Source organism: Paenibacillus sp. 276b, assembly GCF_900107875.1.
Lineage (GTDB): Bacteria > Bacillota > Bacilli > Paenibacillales > Paenibacillaceae > Paenibacillus > Paenibacillus marchantiae.
Genome location: NZ_FNRR01000001.1, coordinates 889,565 through 909,055 on the forward strand (window position 1 = coordinate 889,565; position 19,491 = coordinate 909,055).

A 19,491-nucleotide genomic window follows, 5' to 3' on the forward strand; every position below is an offset into this window, starting at 1 on the left:
AACATTCTGACGAGAAGATGAATATGCTAATTTCTTTATCCATTTAAATTCCGTTTAACTTCAAGCGCTAAGATAAGTTTGTGAACAGGAAACAACATGAAATTAAATAATAAATCTAGGAGTGATTGCTATGAGTAATCAACATAAACGTATCGCTATTATTGGAGCGGGTCCTGGCGGACTCACTTTGGCAAGAATTTTGCAGCAGGCTGGTTACAGTCCTGTCGTGTATGAAAGTGATCCATATCCTGCATTTCGCGAACAAGGAGGTACACTTGATTTGGATCAGGAGAGCGGTCAAAAAGCATTACAGATGGCCGGACTACTCGATCAGTTCCATGCCATTTGCCGTTTTGAAGGACAGGCATTAAAACTTTCGAATAAAAGAGGAAACATTCTGCTTGATGCCCAGGGAGACCTTGATCCTACAGAACATGACCGTCCTGAAATTGACCGTTCCGTGCTGCGGACGATGCTGCTTGACTCGCTGCAGCCGAATTCCATTCAATGGGGGTATAAATTGTTGAAGGCTGTACCGCTTGATCAGGGAAAACATGAACTGCGGTTTGAAAATGGGTTTACCGAAACCGTTGATCTGGTCATTGCAGCAGATGGTGCTTTTTCCAAAGTTCGTCCATTGGTCAGTGATGCAACCGCAGAATATTCGGGTGTGAGCATGATTGAACTTAACATCCTGAATGCCGCAGCCCAGTTTCCCGAACTTGCAGCATTTAATGGGATGGGAAGTATGTATGCCTTGGGCGATCACAAAGGAATTATGGCACAGCTGAATGGTGACAAACGGATTCGGGTTTACCTGGGTTTCCAGGTGGAACGAGATTGGCTGGAACAGAGCAATATTCCTTTTGAGAACTTGGAAGAAGCGAAGAAAGAGATATTGCCGTTATTTGAAGATTGGGACGAACAACTGAAGAGTTATATCCGATGTGCTAACGGGGCAATCACACCCAGACGAATATATATGCTGCCTGTCCCTCACCAGTGGGAACATAAATCTGGCGTTACACTGATAGGCGATGCCGCCCACCTGATGTCTCCCTTTGCGGGAGCAGGGGCCAATCTGGCGATGCTGGATGCTGCCGAGCTTGCCAATTCCATTATAAATCATGCTGATCTTGACAAAGCCGTGCAGGAATATGAAACCAAGATGTTTGAGTACGCGGCGGAAACGGCAACCGTTACCCAGTCCAACATGGAATTGTTTTTCTCGGACAATGCCATTGAAGCATTATGTGAACTAATGAATGAACTCACAATCCAAGCGTAAAAGGAGATCATAAAAATGAAAAAATCAGGTGTAATTTCTCTCGAACTCGGTATTGAGCTTCCGCAAGGCATGTGGACATTCACGCCTTCGCTGTTATATTCGGAAGATGAATTAATTCTTGTGGACACAGGCGTGGCGGGAATGGTGCAAGAAGTATCCTCCAAGTTGAAGGAAGCTGGATATTCCATTGAACAGTTAACAGGTATTCTGCTCACGCATCAGGACCCGGATCATATTGGCAATCTAACCGAAATCATCAAGACCTATCCGGGTAAAAAGGTGTATGCACATGCTGCTGATCGTCCTTATATCGATGGAGAGCTTCCCCTTCTAAAACAAATGCCTCCAACAGTGCAGCTCAAAACGTCCCATTTCCCTTTAGTGTCTGGAGCTGTCGTTACAGATACTGTTGAAGATGGCGACGAATTGGCATTCGGTGGCGGAGTCATTGTTATTGAGACGCCAGGACATACACCTGGGCATATCAGTTTGTACCAACCTGCTTCCAAAACATTAATTGCTGGTGATGCCATGTTAATTCGCGGGGGACAACTGCAAGGACCTAACCCCGTGCAGACACCGGATTTGAAGCAAGCTTACGAATCGCTAAGCAAATTTGCTGCATATGACATCGAAAAAATCCTCTGTTATCACGGTGGTTGGTATGAAGGGAATGTAAACGAACGAATTGCGGAAATTGCAGCAGCCGGACCACAGGAATAAATACAGAAGATTTAAATGATAATACCAATAAAACAGCCTGAGAAATCGGCTGCTTTATTGGTATTTGTTTTATAGATCCAACACCTCCGGCAGGTATCCTGATTAAGGCTTTTCTTTTGCCTGACGCTGAATTTCTGTAGAGGTTAACGCTTTATCATATACTTTTACGTTATCCATTGAGCCTTTATAGAAAGGATCAGCTGTATAGCGGCTTTTGCCCAAATAAGCTTCCGTCACTTGCAGATCCTTCGGGTTAAACGTGATTTCCGTGCTGCTTGCTACAGCTTTTCCATTCACGTACAACGTGCCGGTATTTTCCTGAAGGGTAACAGCGACATGCACCCATTGATTGGAGGGCAGCGGTTCAGCAGCAATCAGGCTCTGATCCCGTCCCTGATCATGAATGGTGAATTGCATAGCTCCGTTATGCTGGGCGGGAGTAAGGAACATATGTCGGGTCAAACCATTTCCAAAGTCGAAAATTCGCTGCCAGGCTCCGCCGCCACTCCAGTTGACCCATGCACTAAAGGTAAAATCATTCGTATCGGTAATGATTCCGGGCAGCTGGATGTAGCTGTCGGTTCCATTAAAAGCAGCAGCCTGATTCTTGCTGCTAATAGCAGAAGTCACCACATTAAAGGCTTGTCCATGATATTTATTTTTGCTGAAATCCTGTGCGATTTTGGCAAGTTTCTTTTGTTCAAAAGTATATTCTCCAAGCAAAGGACTAACCGCTTGCTGTGGAATGATAACGTTAAACGTTTTGGAGCTTACCGCACTACCTTTGCGAATCGTTGCCGTTAATGCCACCTTGGCATCTCCCTTACCCGTGCGAGGACGATTCACTACTCCGGTAGCGGACAGCGCAGAGGTGTTGGAAGATTTCCACGTAATCTCAGTATCACGAGTTCCCTTGATCGGGAGGGACAGGTTGAAGAATACGTTCCCTGTGTCGCCGATACTCAGATCCTTTTTCACCGCATTAACAATATCCTGATCCTTCATTGCAGCCATCTGACTTCCCCAGATTGCCACGCCAGACGAGGAGAGAGCGCTAAAGGTCAGAACCGTCTTTTGGGAATATGGCTCCCATTCATGAGTGAAGACTCCTTTATACAGAACATTATTCGATGTGATTTGCACCTGATTGTCTTCTTTAAGACTCCAAGTTCCCGTCACCGCACCACTAATCTGCCCATCTGCTGTGAACTGAACGGTCTGTGAAGATTTGATCTCGGCCGTGATTTCCTTCCCGTGATTCACCCATTTGTACTGACCAGCAATATCCTGGGTTTTCAATGCGGCAGTATCCTCTTCTAAGCCCGCATAGCGATATGGAGAAACAACAGGCCACCCTTCCGAGTTCATATGCATCTCATGGACGCGGACTTCATGCTCTTCGCCGCGTCCTGGAAAGCGGGAATGGAAGATCAGAAATTGTTTTCCCGTTTCAGCGTCAACATAAGCGGAGTTATGTCCTGGTGATACATAGCCGATACCTTGACCTGTGCCGGGGTCACCGATCTGTCTTTGAAACAGGAAGTTTCCTAGTAATTTGACGCCAAAAGGCTCGATCGAACGGTCGTCAAACAAGGGTTTGTCCTTGTCCGCCTTGACGTTGATCATATCGTTTCCTTCAGCATCGAGGAAAGGGCCGTCCGGTGTTTTGGAGCGAGCTACGCGAATGTTATATCCCCCGTCAGCACCCAATCCGCCATAGGACAGATACAGATAATAATAGTCGGTTTCGGGATTATAGAGCATATAAGGTGCTTCAATTCGGCTGTGATTGCCTCCGGTCAGTTTTTTGCCATACCCCTGATTAGGGAGAGGTTTCCCCGTCGTTTCGTCCATCTCCAGAATGAAAATCCCCCCGGAATAGGAACCGTATACCATCCAGAGCTTGCCGTTTTTATCGAAAAATACATCAGGGTCGACCACATTCGGATGTATGGTTGCATCGTATATGGTGCCATCCTCACTAATCTCATCCCACATGCCGGATTTGAGCAGAATACCCTGATCCTTATAAGGGCCCTCAATGTTATCTGCCACAGCAACACCTAACGCAGAGCGGGGAGAGTCCCCTTTGCACGCATTGTAGTACATATAAAATTTTCCATCCGCCAACTGGATGACGTCTGCTGCCCATAATGTATCGGTCTGCGCCCATTGTAGGGCTTCAGCGAATTCCTTGGTTACATTAGGGACAACAGGGTTGTCATCCGTAACCCCGGAGGCGACCGAATCCCAATTCATCAAATCTTTGGACTTTGCCACTTGAAGATGTGAACCAAAAATATAAAAGGTATCACCCACCTTAATAACGGAAGGGTCATGAACGGAAACATTCCTGAATGCTGGAACCGCATTCTCAATGGATGTGGAAACTTGCGGGTTGGAACGGATTGCCCCCGGACTATCCGCGAATACGGAGACAGGAGCCAAAGCTGTTGTCGTAAGTAATGCAGAGCTCAGTAAAGAAATGTTAAGTACGCTTACCCAATAACGTTTCATACGTTTCCCCTTTCCCAATACCTGAAATGAAAAATAACTCTATTCATTGCCGCAAACGTTATTTGGTCTGACAGCCCTCCTTTTGGTTCTCATAAATTATCAAGCGCTTTCATTTGTTATATTATCAATCAATTTATATATTTGTAAACCATAAATATCAGGGTTAGGGTGACTTTAGGATGGAGAGGGAGATAAGCAAAAGGTCGATGTATTCGAAATAATTCCTATGATATAACGGATTTTTTGTAATTTTGGGATTGAAATCTTTACTCGGAATAAGATACTATACGATTAGATCATGTGTTTATATATTTATCAATCAATTTATATTTATACGAATTAAAGAAAGCTTATCTACGATAATTTACGCTACATAGGAGGAATGAACATGAATACATTTCATAATCAACTAATTGCACACTACAAGTTTGAAGATGCAGCCGACATTGGCAAGGATAGTTCAGGAAATGGGCACGTTGGAGGCGCCGCAGGAGAGAAAATACCCGACATTTCCGAATTGAATGGCAGATGGGCGGTTACTTTTACTGGAGGATCGAACGGAACATCCTATTTGGAATTGCCTTCGAATTTGCTGCAAAATGTAAGCGACAACACTGGAGTAACTGTTGCATCATGGGTCCATTTGGGCAAGGGATCGAACGTGTGGGAGCGGATTTTCGACTTCGGCAAAGGAGAAAAGGGCCCCTATTTATTTCTGACTCGTCAGATGCGGGGCACGTTATATGCAGGTGATGATCTGGTTGTAGACCCGGGACGTGGATTTGCCAGTGGTGAATGGATGCATGTTGCTTTGTCAGTAGCAGGCAGTCAGGGCGGCACACGCAGCAGCGCGGGTCCGGTTGTATATGTGAATGGAGAGAAAGTAGCGGATGGCTCCATCAGTCAGACGTCTAGTGGCAACTATGCCAAGCTGCGCAGATGGTTTGATTCGTTCGTAGATCCTGCGAATTATAGCCGCAATTATATTGGACGTTCTCAGTACGCGGCAGATGTGGATTTTGCAGGCTCACTGTCTGATTTTCGGATTTATCAGGCGGCTCTGTCCATGGATGAAGTGATCGAAGTCATGTGCGAGTCCCTGACGGATGAAGAGATTGTGAAGCTGGCAGGAGATAAATATTTGTCTGCTCCAGCCCGGATTATTACCAAAGATGTGTCATTGCCTGTAGATTTGCTGGGGGGCAAGGTAAACGTTCAATGGAAATCAAGTCAGCCAGAAGTTCTGTCAGCGAATGGACAAGTTCAACCCCTGAGCTCAGCACAGGAGATTCGTTTGAACGCACTTTTAACCAAAGGTGGAAATACGCTGAACAAAAGTTTTGATGTGTCCGTTGTGCCAGAACATCTTCCGCCTTATACCGTTACAATCCATGGGGACCAGCATGTGGCGGATATTAGTGAAGTGATGTACGGCCTGTTCTACGAGGATATCAACAATGCAGCAGATGGGGGAATCTATGCGGAGTTAGTTCAGAACCGTTCGTTCGAATCCTTTGCATTCGATACGTACTCGCATGACTCTGGCGAATGTGGTTGTTCGACAGGCCGGAACCGTGATCCTTTGTTTGCCTGGTCAGGGGATACCGAGAAAATGATCGTACAGCATACCGATGGAATAAACACTCATCTTAACGTAGAAGACCTGGAAGTGAACGCTTATTATGTAACGGTTCAGACGGGTGCGACCATTCGAAATCGCGGATTCTCGGATTCCAATGAGCATTGTGCCATGTCCATCAAGAAAGGAGAGGCATATGATTTTACCGTCTGGGCCAAGGCAGTATCCGCAGGAACGATTACGGTTCAATTGCAGGACGGGAACGGTGATGCCATCAGTGATTCAGTTACGCTGCAAGTTGAAGGCGGTAACACATGGAAGAAGTACGGGATCGCCTATTCCGATACCCGTGTCCTTGTGGCCAATGGCGAGATCAGCGGTCATGCAACTGGCAGCCATGTATTGACTCACTCCAGCTCTCCCCATATCACCCATTCAAACGTGACCCTGACCGGAACGGAGACCGCGCTTGGGCAATTGGCACTTACCTTTGAAGGAGACATTTCCATCGACATGGTGTCGTTGACTCCGCAGGATGTATGGGGAGCCGATCCGAAAGAGCAGGGAGTATCCGCTTCAGCACATACCAACTACACCGGGAATCCGAACTATCGGCTTAGGAAAGATCTGGTTCAAGCCCTTGTTGATCTGCATCCGAAGTTTCTGCGTTTTCCGGGGGGATGCATTTCCGAAGGTTCGTTTATTTGGGACAATGTGTATGACTGGAAGGATTCGGTGGGAGCGGTGGAGCTTCGCAAAGAGAACTATAACGTCTGGGGTTACATGATGACGATGGGTCTCGGCTATATGGAGTATTTCCAACTGGCAGAAGATTTGAATGCTGCTCCGGTGCCGGTCATGGCCTGTGGCGTTCTGTGTCAGGCTCGTTCGGATTATGCACACCCGGCGGGTGGCGCTTTGAGGGATTACTATATCCGAAACTTTACAGACCTGATCGATTTCGCGCTCAGCACGGATATTGAACATAATGAATGGGCTGCCATTCGAAGCAGCATGGGACATCCTGAACCATTCGATCTACGTTATCTTGGCGTAGGTAATGAGAACTGGGGAACCGAATTTTTTGCCAACTTTGAAGTATTCAAGACGTCAATTGATGAGTATATGAAACGTAATTATCCTGATCATGAGCTTTATATCATTTCGACAGTCGGCGCCCAGGCGGACGATGATGCGTACCAACAGGGCTGGAAATTCCTGAGCGGCAATCTGACCGGATCAGCTCAGGTTGCTTTTGCAGATGGCAGAGAGGTCATCGAGGAGACGGTCACTTGGTATGAGAACCAGGACAACTATATGGATACCATTGCGGATGAGCACTACTATCGCTCCAATGACTATTTGCTGAACAACGTGGATCGGTACAACTATTATGAGCGGGCTTATCATGAAGACGGCAGTATGGATTGGAAAGAGACATCCAAGGTATTTGTGGGAGAATATGCATCCACGGACAAAAATACACTGGCAGGTGCGATCGCAGAAGCTGCAGTCATGACTGGTTTTGAAAATAATGCGGACGTTGTTCGTCTGGCTGCCTATGCGCCGCTGTTCAACAAAGTACTGACGGATGGCACTTATCGCTGGACGCCGGACTGCATCTGGTTTGATGATGAAACGGTGTGGTACACACCGAATTACTATGTGCAGCAGCTTTTTGCCAAGTATGTGGGTGAGCAGGTGCTAGAAACTTCATTTTCAACGTACAGCAAGGGTCAACCGATGGAACTCATTCCACGAGGCGGTATCGAGATTGCGACAGGCGATGCCGATATTGTGGTGAAACGGATTACGGTCACATCGAACCAGGATGGCAGCGTGCTGTTTACAGAAGATTTCAGGGGGCGGACAGCTCTGAATGAGGCATGGAATTCGATTCCGGGATCGGCAGGATACACGCTGGAGAAGGGAAAAGGACTGATTTTGAAAGCCCAGTCAAGCGGACTGAATGGGTTATACCTACTGAACGATGAATGGTCGAATTATAAAGTGGAAGTCGAGGCTCAGCGTATAGCGGGTGAGGATGGCTTCACCATCGGTGTTGGATTGACGGATATATCACCTGAGAAAAAGGATGTCATCGAATACGCAATCGGATATGGCGGCAATGCAACGGGAGTCAAAGTATACAAACAAGGGGTAGAAGGCTACACTCTGGGTGATTATTCTTCCAGTTCCGCGGCGGGAAATCTCCGGGCAGCCAACTATGAACCGCTGGAGAACGATACGAATTATACGATTACGGTCAATTATGGTGGTGAAACAGGGAAGAATCTGATCTGCTCTTATACCGATGGTCACACGACCAGCAGAATTCTGGATTACAAGCTGGAAGCATACAACCGGGATGTATTCCATTCCGTTACGAGAGACGAGCAGCATGTGTATGTGAAACTGGTGAACGCAGATGGGGTGGATAAAGCAACCCAAATTCACCTTCAAGATCTGAACGTTACCTCTGTTGCGAAATGGATAACACTTGGTGGGGATGAAGCATTGCTACATGTGCCTAATGTGAACCAGAAGAATGATGAGAAAATTGTTCCACAAGAACAAGTGATTCATCTGCAGGAGGATTCGGTTGTTTTGCAGCTTCCTGCTCATTCGGTCAATGTATTGGTTATGGATGTCCAGAAATAATAAGTTTTAATTTTTCAATAGTAACCTCATGCAGCCTTAGAACCGCGATACTCGCGGTTTTTTGGTGTTCCGGGAAGAGAGTCAACAAAAGATACCTAAAGTAAATAGCCTACACTATTGCCGATTCCTGACGGATTCTATAATGAATTTGAAGGAGGAGACAGCTCATGCGTTCCAACTACAGACAATTTATACGAAACGTTCCGCTTCATCTCATGATATTGCCTGGATTGATCATCATTATTGTATTCGGTTACATTCCGATGGCGGGACTCTCCATTGCCTTTCAGAATTTCTCTCCCATTGCCGGATTCAAAAATATGAACTGGGTCGGCCTGGACAATTTCAGGTATCTGTTCGATCTGCCGGGGTTCGGTCAGGTCGTATGGAATACGGTATTTATTTCCGCGATGAAAATTGTGTCCGGTTTGGTCATTCCGGTACTTGTGGCCCTGCTGCTGAACGAGGTGCGCAAAACAGGTTTTAAACGAACGATTCAGACGGTCATCTATATGCCGCATTTCTTTTCCTGGGTCATTTTGGCCGGAATCATTGTGGATGTATTATCTCCCAGTACCGGGATCGTAAATATGCTGCTTAAAGCAGTAGGTGTAGAGCCGGTTCAATTCCTGGCCAGTAACGAATGGTTTCCTTACATACTCGTCATTACGGACCAATGGAAAGAATTCGGATTTGGCACGATTATATATTTGGCCGCACTGACAAACATTGATAAATCCCTGTACGAAGCATCTGTCATGGATGGAGCAGGAAGATGGAAGCAGACCTGGCATATTACGCTGCCTGGCATTCGTCCCATCGTGATTCTAATGGTTACACTGAGTCTGGGTAACGTGCTTAACGGTGGTTTTGACCAAGTGTTCAACCTCTACAATCCACTGGTCTATGAATCCGGAGACATTCTGGATACGATGATCTATCGGATCGGTCTGCAAGATGCGCAGTATTCGGTATCAACCGCATTAGGTCTCATTAAGTCAGTCGTTTCGTTTATCTTTATCGGGCTTGGTTATTTCCTAGCCTATCGATTAGCCAATTATCGGATTTTCTAGAAAGGAGGCAAGAACATGCATCACGCTTCAAGAGCCTACCGTTGGTTTCTGGGAATCAATTATGTCATCCTGACCCTTCTTGCCTTGCTATGTCTGTTTCCTATTGTGAATATTCTGGCAATTTCGTTTAGTTCGAGTGATGCAGTCAAGGCGGGGAGTGTCACATTCTGGCCGGTGGACTTCACCTTTTCTTCGTATAAATATATTCTCGAAAATCAGCAGTTTCTAAATTCATTCGGTACAAGTCTTCTCCGTGTGGTACTCGGAGTTACGACCAACCTGATCTTCACGATTCTTGTAGCCTATCCGCTCTCCAAAGAGGCAGCAAAGTTCCGTTCCAGAACGTTCTATGCGTGGATTTTTGTCTTTACCATGCTATTCAGTGGGGGACTGATTCCAGGTTATCTGATCGTCAAGGAAGCAGGCCTTTTGGATTCCATCTGGGCTCTGATATTACCGGGAGCGGTTCCGATCTTTAATGTATTGCTTATGCTGAATTTCTTCCGGGGTTTGCCGAAGGAGCTGGAAGAGGCGGCTTGGATGGATGGCGCAGGCCATTTCCGCACGCTATGGAGCATTTACCTTCCTATTTCATTGCCCAGTATCGCAACCATTACATTGTTTGCCATGGTGGGACACTGGAACGCCTGGTTTGACGGCATGATCTATATGAAAAGTCCGGAAGGTTATCCGCTAGCCACGTATTTGCAATCGATGCTTCAGCAAGTGACGATGATTCAAAGTGAGATGATGACCCTTGAAGATGCAACACTATTAAGTCAGGTGTCGGATAGAACGACCCAGGCATCTCAAATCTTTTTGTCTGTTATCCCCATTTTGCTCGTGTATCCGTTCCTGCAAAGGTATTTCGTTCATGGACTTGTTGTCGGTAGTGTAAAGGGATAAGATCGATGGAGGAAAACCAATGGGAGGAGCCGATTTCCGGCTCCTTTTTGCCGTTGAGGAGAGGAGTGAAAGGGAAATGAGATTCGCGGTGGGCACCTGGAAAAATGCATCCATCGTCGTCAAACTGATGATTGCTTTTGTGCTCGTCATCCTGCCCCTATATGGGATCAGCATTATGATCACGCATACCAGCTCCAAGCAAATGCAGACGGAAGTGGAGAAGGCGCATGAATCAAAGCTTTATTTTTACCACAATCATCTGCAATTCGAACTGGAGAGAATGAGTGGGCTTGTTACCGAATTTTCGTTCGATGAAACGATGTCCACCCTAAGTACACGAGCTGCGATTATGAGTAGATATGAGGTGACTTCCAGTCTCAATAATATCCACAACAAGCTGGGGCAGATCATGGTGACGAGTCCCTATATCAGCGATGTTGTGTATTACGTTCCGGCTCTGCATAAACGAGTAAGCGCGGTGGACGGAATTCGCAATGTAGAGGATACAGAATGGAAGGATCTGCTGGAAACTATGGGAAATCTGAATGGTGAGTTGTCTTATTCGGATAACAATCTTTATTTTCTCAAAAGCAATCCGTATAACATGAATCATGAAGAACCACCCAATTTTATATTAGGCATACGCTTGTCTGCAGAAGAACTGAAGCACAGATTACAGCAGCTCGCGGAAACAGGAGGCAGTGATATTACGCTGAGCTTCGGAGAGAAGCACAATGTCGCCATTTCCTCTTCAGACGAACCTACGTCGGCGGCATTATTGCAACGGGTATCACCGGTATCACCTGTATCCATGCAAGTGACGAGATTTCAATCCGATCCATATCTGTATTATTCGCTTTATGATCCCGATCACTCGTTCACGCTGACAGCCAGTATCCCTAATGATGTGCTCCAAGCTCCGCTGGAACAATACAACCTATGGCTGTGGACGTTGACGCTTATTTCAATTGTTATCATTATGATCTTCTCCTTTTCGATCTACAGGTCAATTCACAAGCCGTTATCTGTGCTCATTCGCGGGTTCAGAATGGCGGAGCAGGGCCAGACAAATATTCATATTCCGCAATCCAGACGCGATGAATTCGGTTATTTATACTCTCGCTTCAACCACATGATAGAGCGCTTACATATTTTGATTGATGAAAATTATGTTGCCCGGATTCGAACCAGCGAGGCAGAACTCAAACATTTGCAGTCCCAGATTCAGCCTCACTTTCTATATAACAGTCTGTTCAGCATCAAGCAAATGGCCGAGGTCGAGAATGTTGAATTAATTCAGGAATTCACCGACTATTTGGGTCAATATTTCAGGTATATGTCCAGGGATTCTCATTCCGAGGTTTCGCTAGGTGAAGAGGTGGACCATGCCTTGGTCTATGCTTCTATTCAGAAAATCCGATTTGGCTCAAGAGTCCAACTGCAACTGGAGGAACTAAGTAGGGAGTATCGAGACATCGCCATTCCCCGAGTCATTATTCAGCCAATCGTCGAGAACGTATTCGAACATGCCCTTGCCAAACGCAGTCAGGGAGGAATTCTGAAATTATCCTATCAAGTGGAACACGACAAGTTGTCCATTCGGATAGAAGATGATGGCGATCAATTAACAGATGAAATCCTGAGCAGCCTGCAAGCATCCTTTCAGGAATCTGCAAACCCGAGACATGGGGATGAAGAGATTACGGGACTAATGAATGTGAATCAACGTTTACGGATCAAGTTCGGGACGGGCTATGGTCTTTGTGCGCAGCGTAGTGAGATGGGCGGTTTATGCATGATTTTAAATATTCCATGGAGACGGGAGTAATCGTATGCAGCGCATGTTAATTGTCGATGATGAACCGGTTATTTTGGATGGTCTTTATGCGTTCTTTCAAAAAGCGGATTTTCAGGATGTGGAGATCATTAAGGCATACTCTGCCTTTGAAGCAATCGAGTGGTTGAATTCTGTCAAAATTGATATCGTGCTCAGCGACATCTGTATGCCAGGCATGGATGGTATGGAGCTGATCGAGAAGATAACGGATCGCTGGCCACGATGCAAAGTTCTATTGCTGACAGGTCATAACGAATTTGATTATGCACATCAAGCGATACGTAACCCTTGTGTCGTGGATTACCTGTTAAAGACAGAGGGCATGAGTCATATTCGCGCAGCGGTAGAGCGGGCGTTAACACAAATTTCGGAGGAAAATGATTTCCGTTACCAGCATGCCTGGTTTCGCAGCAAGCTGCCCAGAGCGCTGCCGCAGCTACAGAGACAGTTACTGCTGGATCTCCTAAAACGAACAGAAAGAAATGATATCGCCTCGCTTCAGGAAGAATTGGATGCGGTCCAGTTACCTTTCATGTCCAACGAGCCTGTAATCCCGGTCATTATACGGGTTGAGGAGTGGAACAACTATCAATCCCAGGCGGACCGGAGTTTAATTCGCTATGCGGTTGCCAACGTTGCTGAGGAGCTGCTTCAGGATAAGGCCAAGGTCAAGGCTATTGATCTGGATTATCAGGTGATCGCCTGCTTTGTTCAGCCAAAGGTGGAGCCATCGAGCTTCCATACAGGACAGCAGGAGAAGCGGGAACAGACACTGCGTTTCGTCTATGGAACGCTGGAGTCTGTGCAGCAATCCTGTGCGGATTGTCTGAATCTGTCCGTCTCCATTATGGTGAGCGAACAGGCGGTGGAGTGGATGGAGTTAAGTCAGGCGATTGCACAGCTGCGCCTGTCGATCCATGAGGGCCCTGGACTTGGGATGGAGAAGCTTCTTCGGGTCAAAGTGCAGCATGATTCGCCATACACCCCCAATATTTTGAATCAGCAGAGTGTTGCAGCTCTTCATCTGGATCAGATCAGGCAGCGCGTTACAACAGGAGACAGGGAGTGGATGGAGTCGTTTCACAAATGGACAGAGGCTTCAAAAGAAGGACTTCAAGATCCATTCTTTCGAATGAAGATCTATTCATGCGCAGGTAATGCACTGATTGAGATTCTTCATGAACTGGGCTTGTACGAATCAGCGATGGAGGAAATTGCGTTATCTCGTATGCTTTATTTTGACATCCATACGCCTTGGTCTGATCTGGTGGTTTTCTATCAATCGGCATATGAATGGATTATCTCCAAAAGAAGTGTTACACGTATCCATGATCAGTCGCAGATTCTAATTACGATTCATCATTATATCAAGCACCATCTGGAGGATGACCTATCGCTAACCCGAATTGCACAGGAGGTTTCCCTTAATCCGTCATATCTGTCCCGTTGGTACAAGCGTATTACAGGCAAAGGCATATCCGACTATATCCATGACCGGCGCATCGAGCGCAGCAAGGAATTACTTCTCGGCTCCACCTGCAAAATGCATGAAATATCCGCTAAGGTCGGATTTAGTGATCAGCATTATTTTTATCGTTTCTTCAAAAAGGCCACCGGCTGCACGCCGCAGGAATATCGGGATCAAAAAAGTTAGATCAAGTCTGAAATGGTAAATCAAAGATACCAGATGTCAACGGGGTACACTCGAAGTGATAGCGCTTTCTTACTAAAATGAAATTATACCTCACGGAGGAATAAAAAGGGGGATTCGCATGAACATGTCATTAAAGAAATTCTCATTGTTAACGTTAACCATGGTTCTGGCAACCACGCTTGCAGCCTGTTCATCGGGTACGGGTAGTGCTGAGAATGAAGCGCAACCGAACAAACAGCAGGATGCGGGAGGCCCGCTTACGAAATATGATCCACCCATCAAATTAACATCAACTATGAATGAAACAGGGAAAGAAACGCTCGCCGAAGGCGATACACACGCCAATAACATATGGACCAGAGGATACAAGGACGAGCTTGGGATCGATGTCACCTACGACTGGATTGTCCCGGATGCCAATTACAACGACAAAATGAACGTCACCCTGGCGAGTGGCGATTTGCCGGATGTATTGAAAGTAAGTGCTGTGCAGTTTGAACAGCTGCATGAAGCTGGGATGTTGGAAGATTTGACAGAGGTTTATGATAAGTATGCATCCGATCTGGTCAAGGAATTTATGTCTGCTGAGGATGGAGCAGGCTTGAAACCGGTAACCAAGGATGGGAAAATTTACGCGATGGTGAGTTTCCCAGGCTCACTTGATTCCTCAGATATGGTCTGGATTCGTCAGGACTGGCTGAAGAAAGTGGGACTGGAAGCGCCAAAGTCTATGCAGGATATCATTAAGATTGCGGAAGCCTTTACCTTTGAAGATCCTGACGGAAATGGTAAAGATGATACCTACGGTATTGCATTAAACAAGGATTTGCCAATCAACAGCTTCCTGCTCGGATATCATGGTTATCTCGAAACCTGGATCAAGGACGCATCGGGTCAGGTCGTGAATGGTACCGTTCAGCCTGAAGTGAAGGAAGGATTGCGAGAACTGCAAAATCTGTACCAGAAGGGCGTTATTGATCCTGAGTTTGGAGTGAAGGACTTTGCAAAAATGATGGAGGATGTCAACGGGGGTAAGTCAGGCATATTCTTCCTGCCACAATGGGCACCATTTCAAGTCAGCAGCATGATCAAAAAGGATAAGAATGTGGACTGGCTGCCTTATCCGGTTCAATCTATTGATGATCAGCCTGCCAAAACGCAGAACCACCTTAGCTTGGGCGGCATATTCGCCGTTCGTAAAGGATACGAGCACCCGGAAGCCTTAATCAAGCTGCTGAATTTCCAAGCAGAGAAAATGTTCGGTGAGTCAGCCAAGGAAGAGCGTGCTGCATATTTGAACGGGGTAACCGGACTCGGTTTTCAGAATGCGACCGTATCCAATCTGCCTGCCAACAAAAACGTAAAAGCACAAGATGAAGTCGAGCAGGCGCTCAAAACGGGAGATACTTCCGGATTAGAGCTCGAAGCAAAGCTATTCTACGATGATATTATGGATTACCGCAATGGAAATCTGGATAAGTGGCATATGGAACGTATTTTTGGACCGGAAAGCTCGCAGGGTGTCATTAAATATTATCGGGATAACGACCTCATTGTCATGAATGAATTTATCTACGCCCCGACGAGAACCATGAACACCAAACAGGCAACCTTGGATAAATTGCGCGCTGAGACGTTTCTGAAAATCATCTATGGCAACCTGTCTATTGACGAGTTCGATAAATTTGTTGCAAATTGGAAAAAGCTTGGCGGAGACCAGATCACTCAGGAAGTGAATGAAGTCATTAATGCGAATAAATAAGGCATAGCCAAACAGCAAATGCCACTCTGCGTGCGATACGCAGGGTGGCATTTTGTATTACAAGCGAGAAAGGTCATCCTGTTTCATGAGAGTTCTCTTTCTGCTTTTTGCGATATTCATTGGGGCTGCAGCCCATCTCTTGCTTAAACAGTTTGGTGAAGTGTGAGTAGTTGGTATAACCGACATTTCCAGCAATGGTATGCACCGATTGTGCGGTGGTCTCCAGCAAATGTTGGGCCGCCACAAGACGGGTATGGATGACATAATGGCCCAGTGAAATGCCCATTTCTTTCTTGAACAGTCTTGCTAGATAATCTGGATTCAGATAGACCATCTCCCCCAGGTTATTCCTCGTTAGATCTTCTCCATAGTGAGTGCGTATATAATGGGTAATCTCATGTACAACCGACTTGGGCTGCTCGGCAACATTCAGATATTCCGCAGCCGTATTGACCAGGTAGGCAATATAGGATTGCATGTCTTCAATAGAATGCAGAGATTGCATGAACAACTGATCATTCGTTTTGCCCATATACAGCTTGTGCACTTCGATCTCCTTACTCTTCAATTGGGCATACACAAGTTGCACCAGATCAAGACGCAACAGACTTAGAACAGCGGTGCCTACCACCTCTTTACGGACAAGTTGATGCATATAACGCCCTGTTTCATCCAGAAACGCCTGGAAGCGATTTTCATTCAACAATTTCTCCAGCAATCCCAGATCAGGCGGTGTGTAATTCAATTCAGGTCTATTATAGTTTTCCAGTAAAAAGGTTTGGTTGCGGTGTTTGATTCGTTCTTCATTCATAAGCAACAACTCGTTGATGGTATGACGAATCTGACCCAGTGGCAGAGAGAACCCGATACTACAGCAGACATCCGACTTCAGGTAATTATTAACCTCCGGGATAAACGAACCGCACATGGATTCGATCAGCTGTGCATCCGGCGCTCTGTTCCATTTTAGAATAATCATCCAGTTATGATCCTTGATCTCGGTAATGGCTTCAATGGAGAAGAGAGTGTCCTGAAACCGTTCAACCATCACATTCAAACAAGCGTAATCGAACAGGTTCTTGTCGGTCTTGCCCAGCGTATGATCATACGGAAACAGGTTAACCAGAATAGGCAGAAACAGATCTGTTGTGTCATAAGGCAGGTTTTGTTCTGTCAAAAAGGCAGAGACGTCGGCAGGGCCGGAAGGAAAGGCTTTACCGGAGATCAGCCTGCGCCAGCTATCCTCAATTAGTTTGCTCCGATTTTTCTGCCACAGTTCACCCTCATGAATGGCTTTCTCAATGAACTGCTGGTCTCGGGCTTTGGCAACCGCCTTTTGAATAATAAGCGTTAACTTGTCAAACTCAATAGGCTTCAGAAAATAATCAAAGCTTTGCAGCTCAATTGCTTTCTGGGCATAATTGAAATCGGCGTAGTTGGTCAGAAATATCGTCTGTACATTATGCGATTCGTCCCGGACCCATGCGAGTAATTCCAGCCCGCTGCCCTGGGGCATCTCAATATCACATATGAGAATTTGAACGGGATGATTTTGCAAAACCTCCTTGGCCTGCGCAATATTATAGGCTGTGAATATCGTATGAATCCCCAAGGCCTTCCAATCGATTTTCTTTTCCAAAGCCATAACTACAAAATAATCATCATCAACCAGCAATGCATTCATGGTTTGTCACCTCTCCCGAAGTATCTGAATTCAGTATCATTTTAGGCAAGGAAAGCGTGATCAGGGCGCCACTTGCATCGTTTGCAAAGGTAATATTCGCTTCATCCCGATATAACAACTCCAAACGTTGGATGGTATTCATAATGCCAATCCGGTTACCACCGGTTTGTTCCAGCGCTTCTCCACGCATCAGTGCGTCAAGAACATCCGGGCTGAATCCTGGACCTGTATCCGAAATCCGGATCAGCACATGATCGCCATTTTCCTGTCGTTGTTCCGTTACGGATAAAGTAATGCATAATTCCCGATCTCGGGAGACCCCATATTTGACGGCATTCTCGATGAATGTCTGAATGACGAGTGGTGGCACAGCGATGCCCGTGATCACATCTGGATGTTCAATGCGGTAGGAAAAAGCATCGCGGTAACGCGACTTCTGGATATCCAGAAATGTTCTCACATGTTCAATCTCATCCTTCAGAAGAACGAAATTCTCCCCACTTTGAAAGATATATCGGAAATATCGGGACGTAGCCAGGGCCATACTCTCAATTTCCTCGTACATCTGCATCTGTGCCATACTGTACATGCTCGTCAGACAGTTCAGGAAGAAATGGGGCTTAATCTGCAATTTCATATAATCCAATCGTATTTTCTGTTTCTCTAATTCCTGCTCGTAGCGATCGATCTTGAACCGTTTAATCTGGGCTACCAGTTCTTTAAACTGTGCATTGACCTGCTCCAGTTCCATAATCCGACTGCTCTTGAAGTCTGTCGCTTCGTCCCCTTCGTTAATACGCGCCAAATTTTTGGAGAATCGCTGAATGGGAACAAGCAGATTTCTCCTGAAAAACATGATGATTGCACTTAATGTGGAGGTAACAATCAGAAAAAGCAGCATAATGAGCAGCTGAGCTACCATAATTTTCTCGAATGCACCAAACTTGATGGCCATGCGCACGCTGAATGCCGCATTGGAGAAGTCGCTGCTGACAATATTATGAGACTGGAACAGATCGAGAAATGAATGTCTCACTTCTGGTATGTGATCCCCGCCGGCAGGTCCAGAAAGTTGCACTCCATTCTCGTCTACCAGAGAGGCGTATCCGTTGGCCCCCAGATTAATCTGCTGGAGAGGGGCGATCAGTTCATCTGCCGATATCAAGGCAATAAGATAACGGTTGTAGTACGGCACAATATTGATAAGATAAGAAGTGCCGTTCACGTGAATTGGTGTCCAATGGGAATAGAACTTCTCATACACACCTTTATCACGGGTTAGCGTAATGATCTGCTTCTTCACTTCTGAATAATCCGAATAGGAGATACTTATTGGAGCGCAGTTGAGGAAATATTCACTATTCTCCAAGTAATAAAAGAAATTGTACGACTGCCCGTAGTTTCGCTGTAGTTCGGCAAAGAGCAAATGTAATTTCTCGTTGGCCTTTAGGAACGGAATACTGTTCACGCCATATGTATTCATGTTGTCGAGATTCTCGTCATTGGCCAGTGTCCACCCCATGAAATGATTAATGTACGCAAAATCGTGATTAATGCGATTGATATACAGATCGGCTGCATCCTGCAAGTATTGGGTGGATTGCTGTTTGACCATGGAGATGGAAGCAATGCTGATTACGAGATCCAAGATGAGCACGACAAAGGAAATGACGAACATCATGCGGATATAATGCCGAATGGGGTAGGGTTTGATGGTGTTCAGGTTTGCCATGGAACAATGCACCACTTTCTTGATTGCTTGGTTATGAATACGCTTTAATATCTCAGGAATAGTATAAAACCTTTA

11 protein-coding genes are annotated in these 19,491 nt (G+C 45.9%); 8 read left to right on the plus strand and 3 right to left on the minus strand.

Annotated elements, in window-relative coordinates; translation table 11 throughout:
- The first annotated feature begins 130 nt into the window (after positions 1 to 130).
- Both BLV50_RS03945 and BLV50_RS03950 read left to right on the plus strand, forming a co-directional pair.
- Positions 131 to 1,288, plus strand: coding sequence for an FAD-dependent oxidoreductase (locus tag BLV50_RS03945; RefSeq protein WP_063563565.1), 1,158 nt, complete (start codon positions 131 to 133; stop codon positions 1,286 to 1,288).
- A gap of 15 nt (positions 1,289 to 1,303) precedes the next feature.
- A complete protein-coding gene (locus BLV50_RS03950; RefSeq protein ID WP_256336137.1) occupies positions 1,304 to 2,011 on the plus strand; it encodes an MBL fold metallo-hydrolase in 708 nt (235 codons plus the stop codon).
- A 102-nt stretch (positions 2,012 to 2,113) separates the two neighbouring features.
- Here the strand turns inward: BLV50_RS03950 and BLV50_RS03955 are convergent, their stop codons facing one another.
- Positions 2,114 to 4,528, minus strand: a complete 2,415-nt coding sequence (locus BLV50_RS03955) for an arabinan endo-1,5-alpha-L-arabinosidase AbnB (RefSeq protein ID WP_072732680.1) — start codon at positions 4,526 to 4,528, stop codon at positions 2,114 to 2,116.
- Positions 4,529 to 4,916: 388 nt separating this feature from the next.
- Here BLV50_RS03955 and BLV50_RS03960 point away from each other — a divergent pair, with 388 nt between their 5' ends.
- The 6 genes from BLV50_RS03960 to BLV50_RS03985 all read left to right on the plus strand — a co-directional run bounded on the left by BLV50_RS03960 (position 4,917) and on the right by BLV50_RS03985 (position 16,000).
- Positions 4,917 to 8,768, plus strand: coding sequence for an alpha-L-arabinofuranosidase C-terminal domain-containing protein (locus BLV50_RS03960; RefSeq protein ID WP_090806026.1), 3,852 nt, complete (start codon positions 4,917 to 4,919; stop codon positions 8,766 to 8,768).
- A gap of 167 nt (positions 8,769 to 8,935) precedes the next feature.
- Positions 8,936 to 9,841 carry an ABC transporter permease gene (locus tag BLV50_RS03965; RefSeq protein WP_090806028.1) on the plus strand — a complete coding sequence of 302 codons (906 nt, stop codon included), beginning with the start codon at positions 8,936 to 8,938 and terminating at the stop codon, positions 9,839 to 9,841.
- Between the two features lie 15 nt (positions 9,842 to 9,856).
- A complete protein-coding gene (locus BLV50_RS03970) occupies positions 9,857 to 10,747 on the plus strand; it encodes a carbohydrate ABC transporter permease (protein WP_090806030.1) in 891 nt (296 codons plus the stop codon).
- Positions 10,748 to 10,823: 76 nt separating this feature from the next.
- Positions 10,824 to 12,575 carry a sensor histidine kinase gene (locus BLV50_RS03975; protein ID WP_090807456.1) on the plus strand — a complete coding sequence of 584 codons (1,752 nt, stop codon included), beginning with the start codon at positions 10,824 to 10,826 and terminating at the stop codon, positions 12,573 to 12,575.
- 4 nt (positions 12,576 to 12,579) lie between these two features.
- On the plus strand, positions 12,580 to 14,238 hold the full coding sequence (locus BLV50_RS03980; RefSeq protein WP_090806033.1) for a response regulator transcription factor: 1,659 nt from the start codon (positions 12,580 to 12,582) through the stop codon (positions 14,236 to 14,238).
- A 118-nt stretch (positions 14,239 to 14,356) separates the two neighbouring features.
- Positions 14,357 to 16,000 (plus strand): extracellular solute-binding protein, encoded by a 1,644-nt coding sequence (locus tag BLV50_RS03985; RefSeq protein WP_072732684.1) that lies wholly within the window; start codon positions 14,357 to 14,359, stop codon positions 15,998 to 16,000.
- A 73-nt stretch (positions 16,001 to 16,073) separates the two neighbouring features.
- Here the strand turns inward: BLV50_RS03985 and BLV50_RS03990 are convergent, their stop codons facing one another.
- Positions 16,074 to 17,684: a response regulator gene (locus BLV50_RS03990; protein ID WP_090806036.1), complete on the minus strand. Its 1,611-nt coding sequence runs from the start codon at positions 17,682 to 17,684 to the stop codon at positions 16,074 to 16,076.
- Entirely contained in the window at positions 17,665 to 19,416 is a 1,752-nt protein-coding gene (locus BLV50_RS03995) for a sensor histidine kinase (protein WP_064638688.1), read from the minus strand. Before BLV50_RS03995 ends, BLV50_RS03990 begins: the two co-directional genes overlap by 20 nt.
- Positions 19,417 to 19,491 lie beyond the last annotated feature (75 nt).

Bases quoted from the DNA above. Each gene is read 5' to 3' on its own strand.
- BLV50_RS03945 (WP_063563565.1), top strand. From the start codon at position 131: ATGAGTAATCAACATAAACGTATCGCTATTATTGGAGCGGGTCCTGGC.
- BLV50_RS03950 (WP_256336137.1), top strand. From the start codon at position 1,304: ATGAAAAAATCAGGTGTAATTTCTCTCGAACTCGGTATTGAGCTTCCG.
- BLV50_RS03955 (WP_072732680.1), bottom strand. From the start codon at position 4,528: ATGAAACGTTATTGGGTAAGCGTACTTAACATTTCTTTACTGAGCTCT.
- BLV50_RS03960 (WP_090806026.1), top strand. From the start codon at position 4,917: ATGAATACATTTCATAATCAACTAATTGCACACTACAAGTTTGAAGAT.
- BLV50_RS03965 (WP_090806028.1), top strand. From the start codon at position 8,936: ATGCGTTCCAACTACAGACAATTTATACGAAACGTTCCGCTTCATCTC.
- BLV50_RS03970 (WP_090806030.1), top strand. From the start codon at position 9,857: ATGCATCACGCTTCAAGAGCCTACCGTTGGTTTCTGGGAATCAATTAT.
- BLV50_RS03975 (WP_090807456.1), top strand. From the start codon at position 10,824: ATGAGATTCGCGGTGGGCACCTGGAAAAATGCATCCATCGTCGTCAAA.
- BLV50_RS03980 (WP_090806033.1), top strand. From the start codon at position 12,580: ATGCAGCGCATGTTAATTGTCGATGATGAACCGGTTATTTTGGATGGT.
- BLV50_RS03985 (WP_072732684.1), top strand. From the start codon at position 14,357: ATGAACATGTCATTAAAGAAATTCTCATTGTTAACGTTAACCATGGTT.
- BLV50_RS03990 (WP_090806036.1), bottom strand. From the start codon at position 17,684: ATGAATGCATTGCTGGTTGATGATGATTATTTTGTAGTTATGGCTTTG.
- BLV50_RS03995 (WP_064638688.1), bottom strand. From the start codon at position 19,416: ATGGCAAACCTGAACACCATCAAACCCTACCCCATTCGGCATTATATC.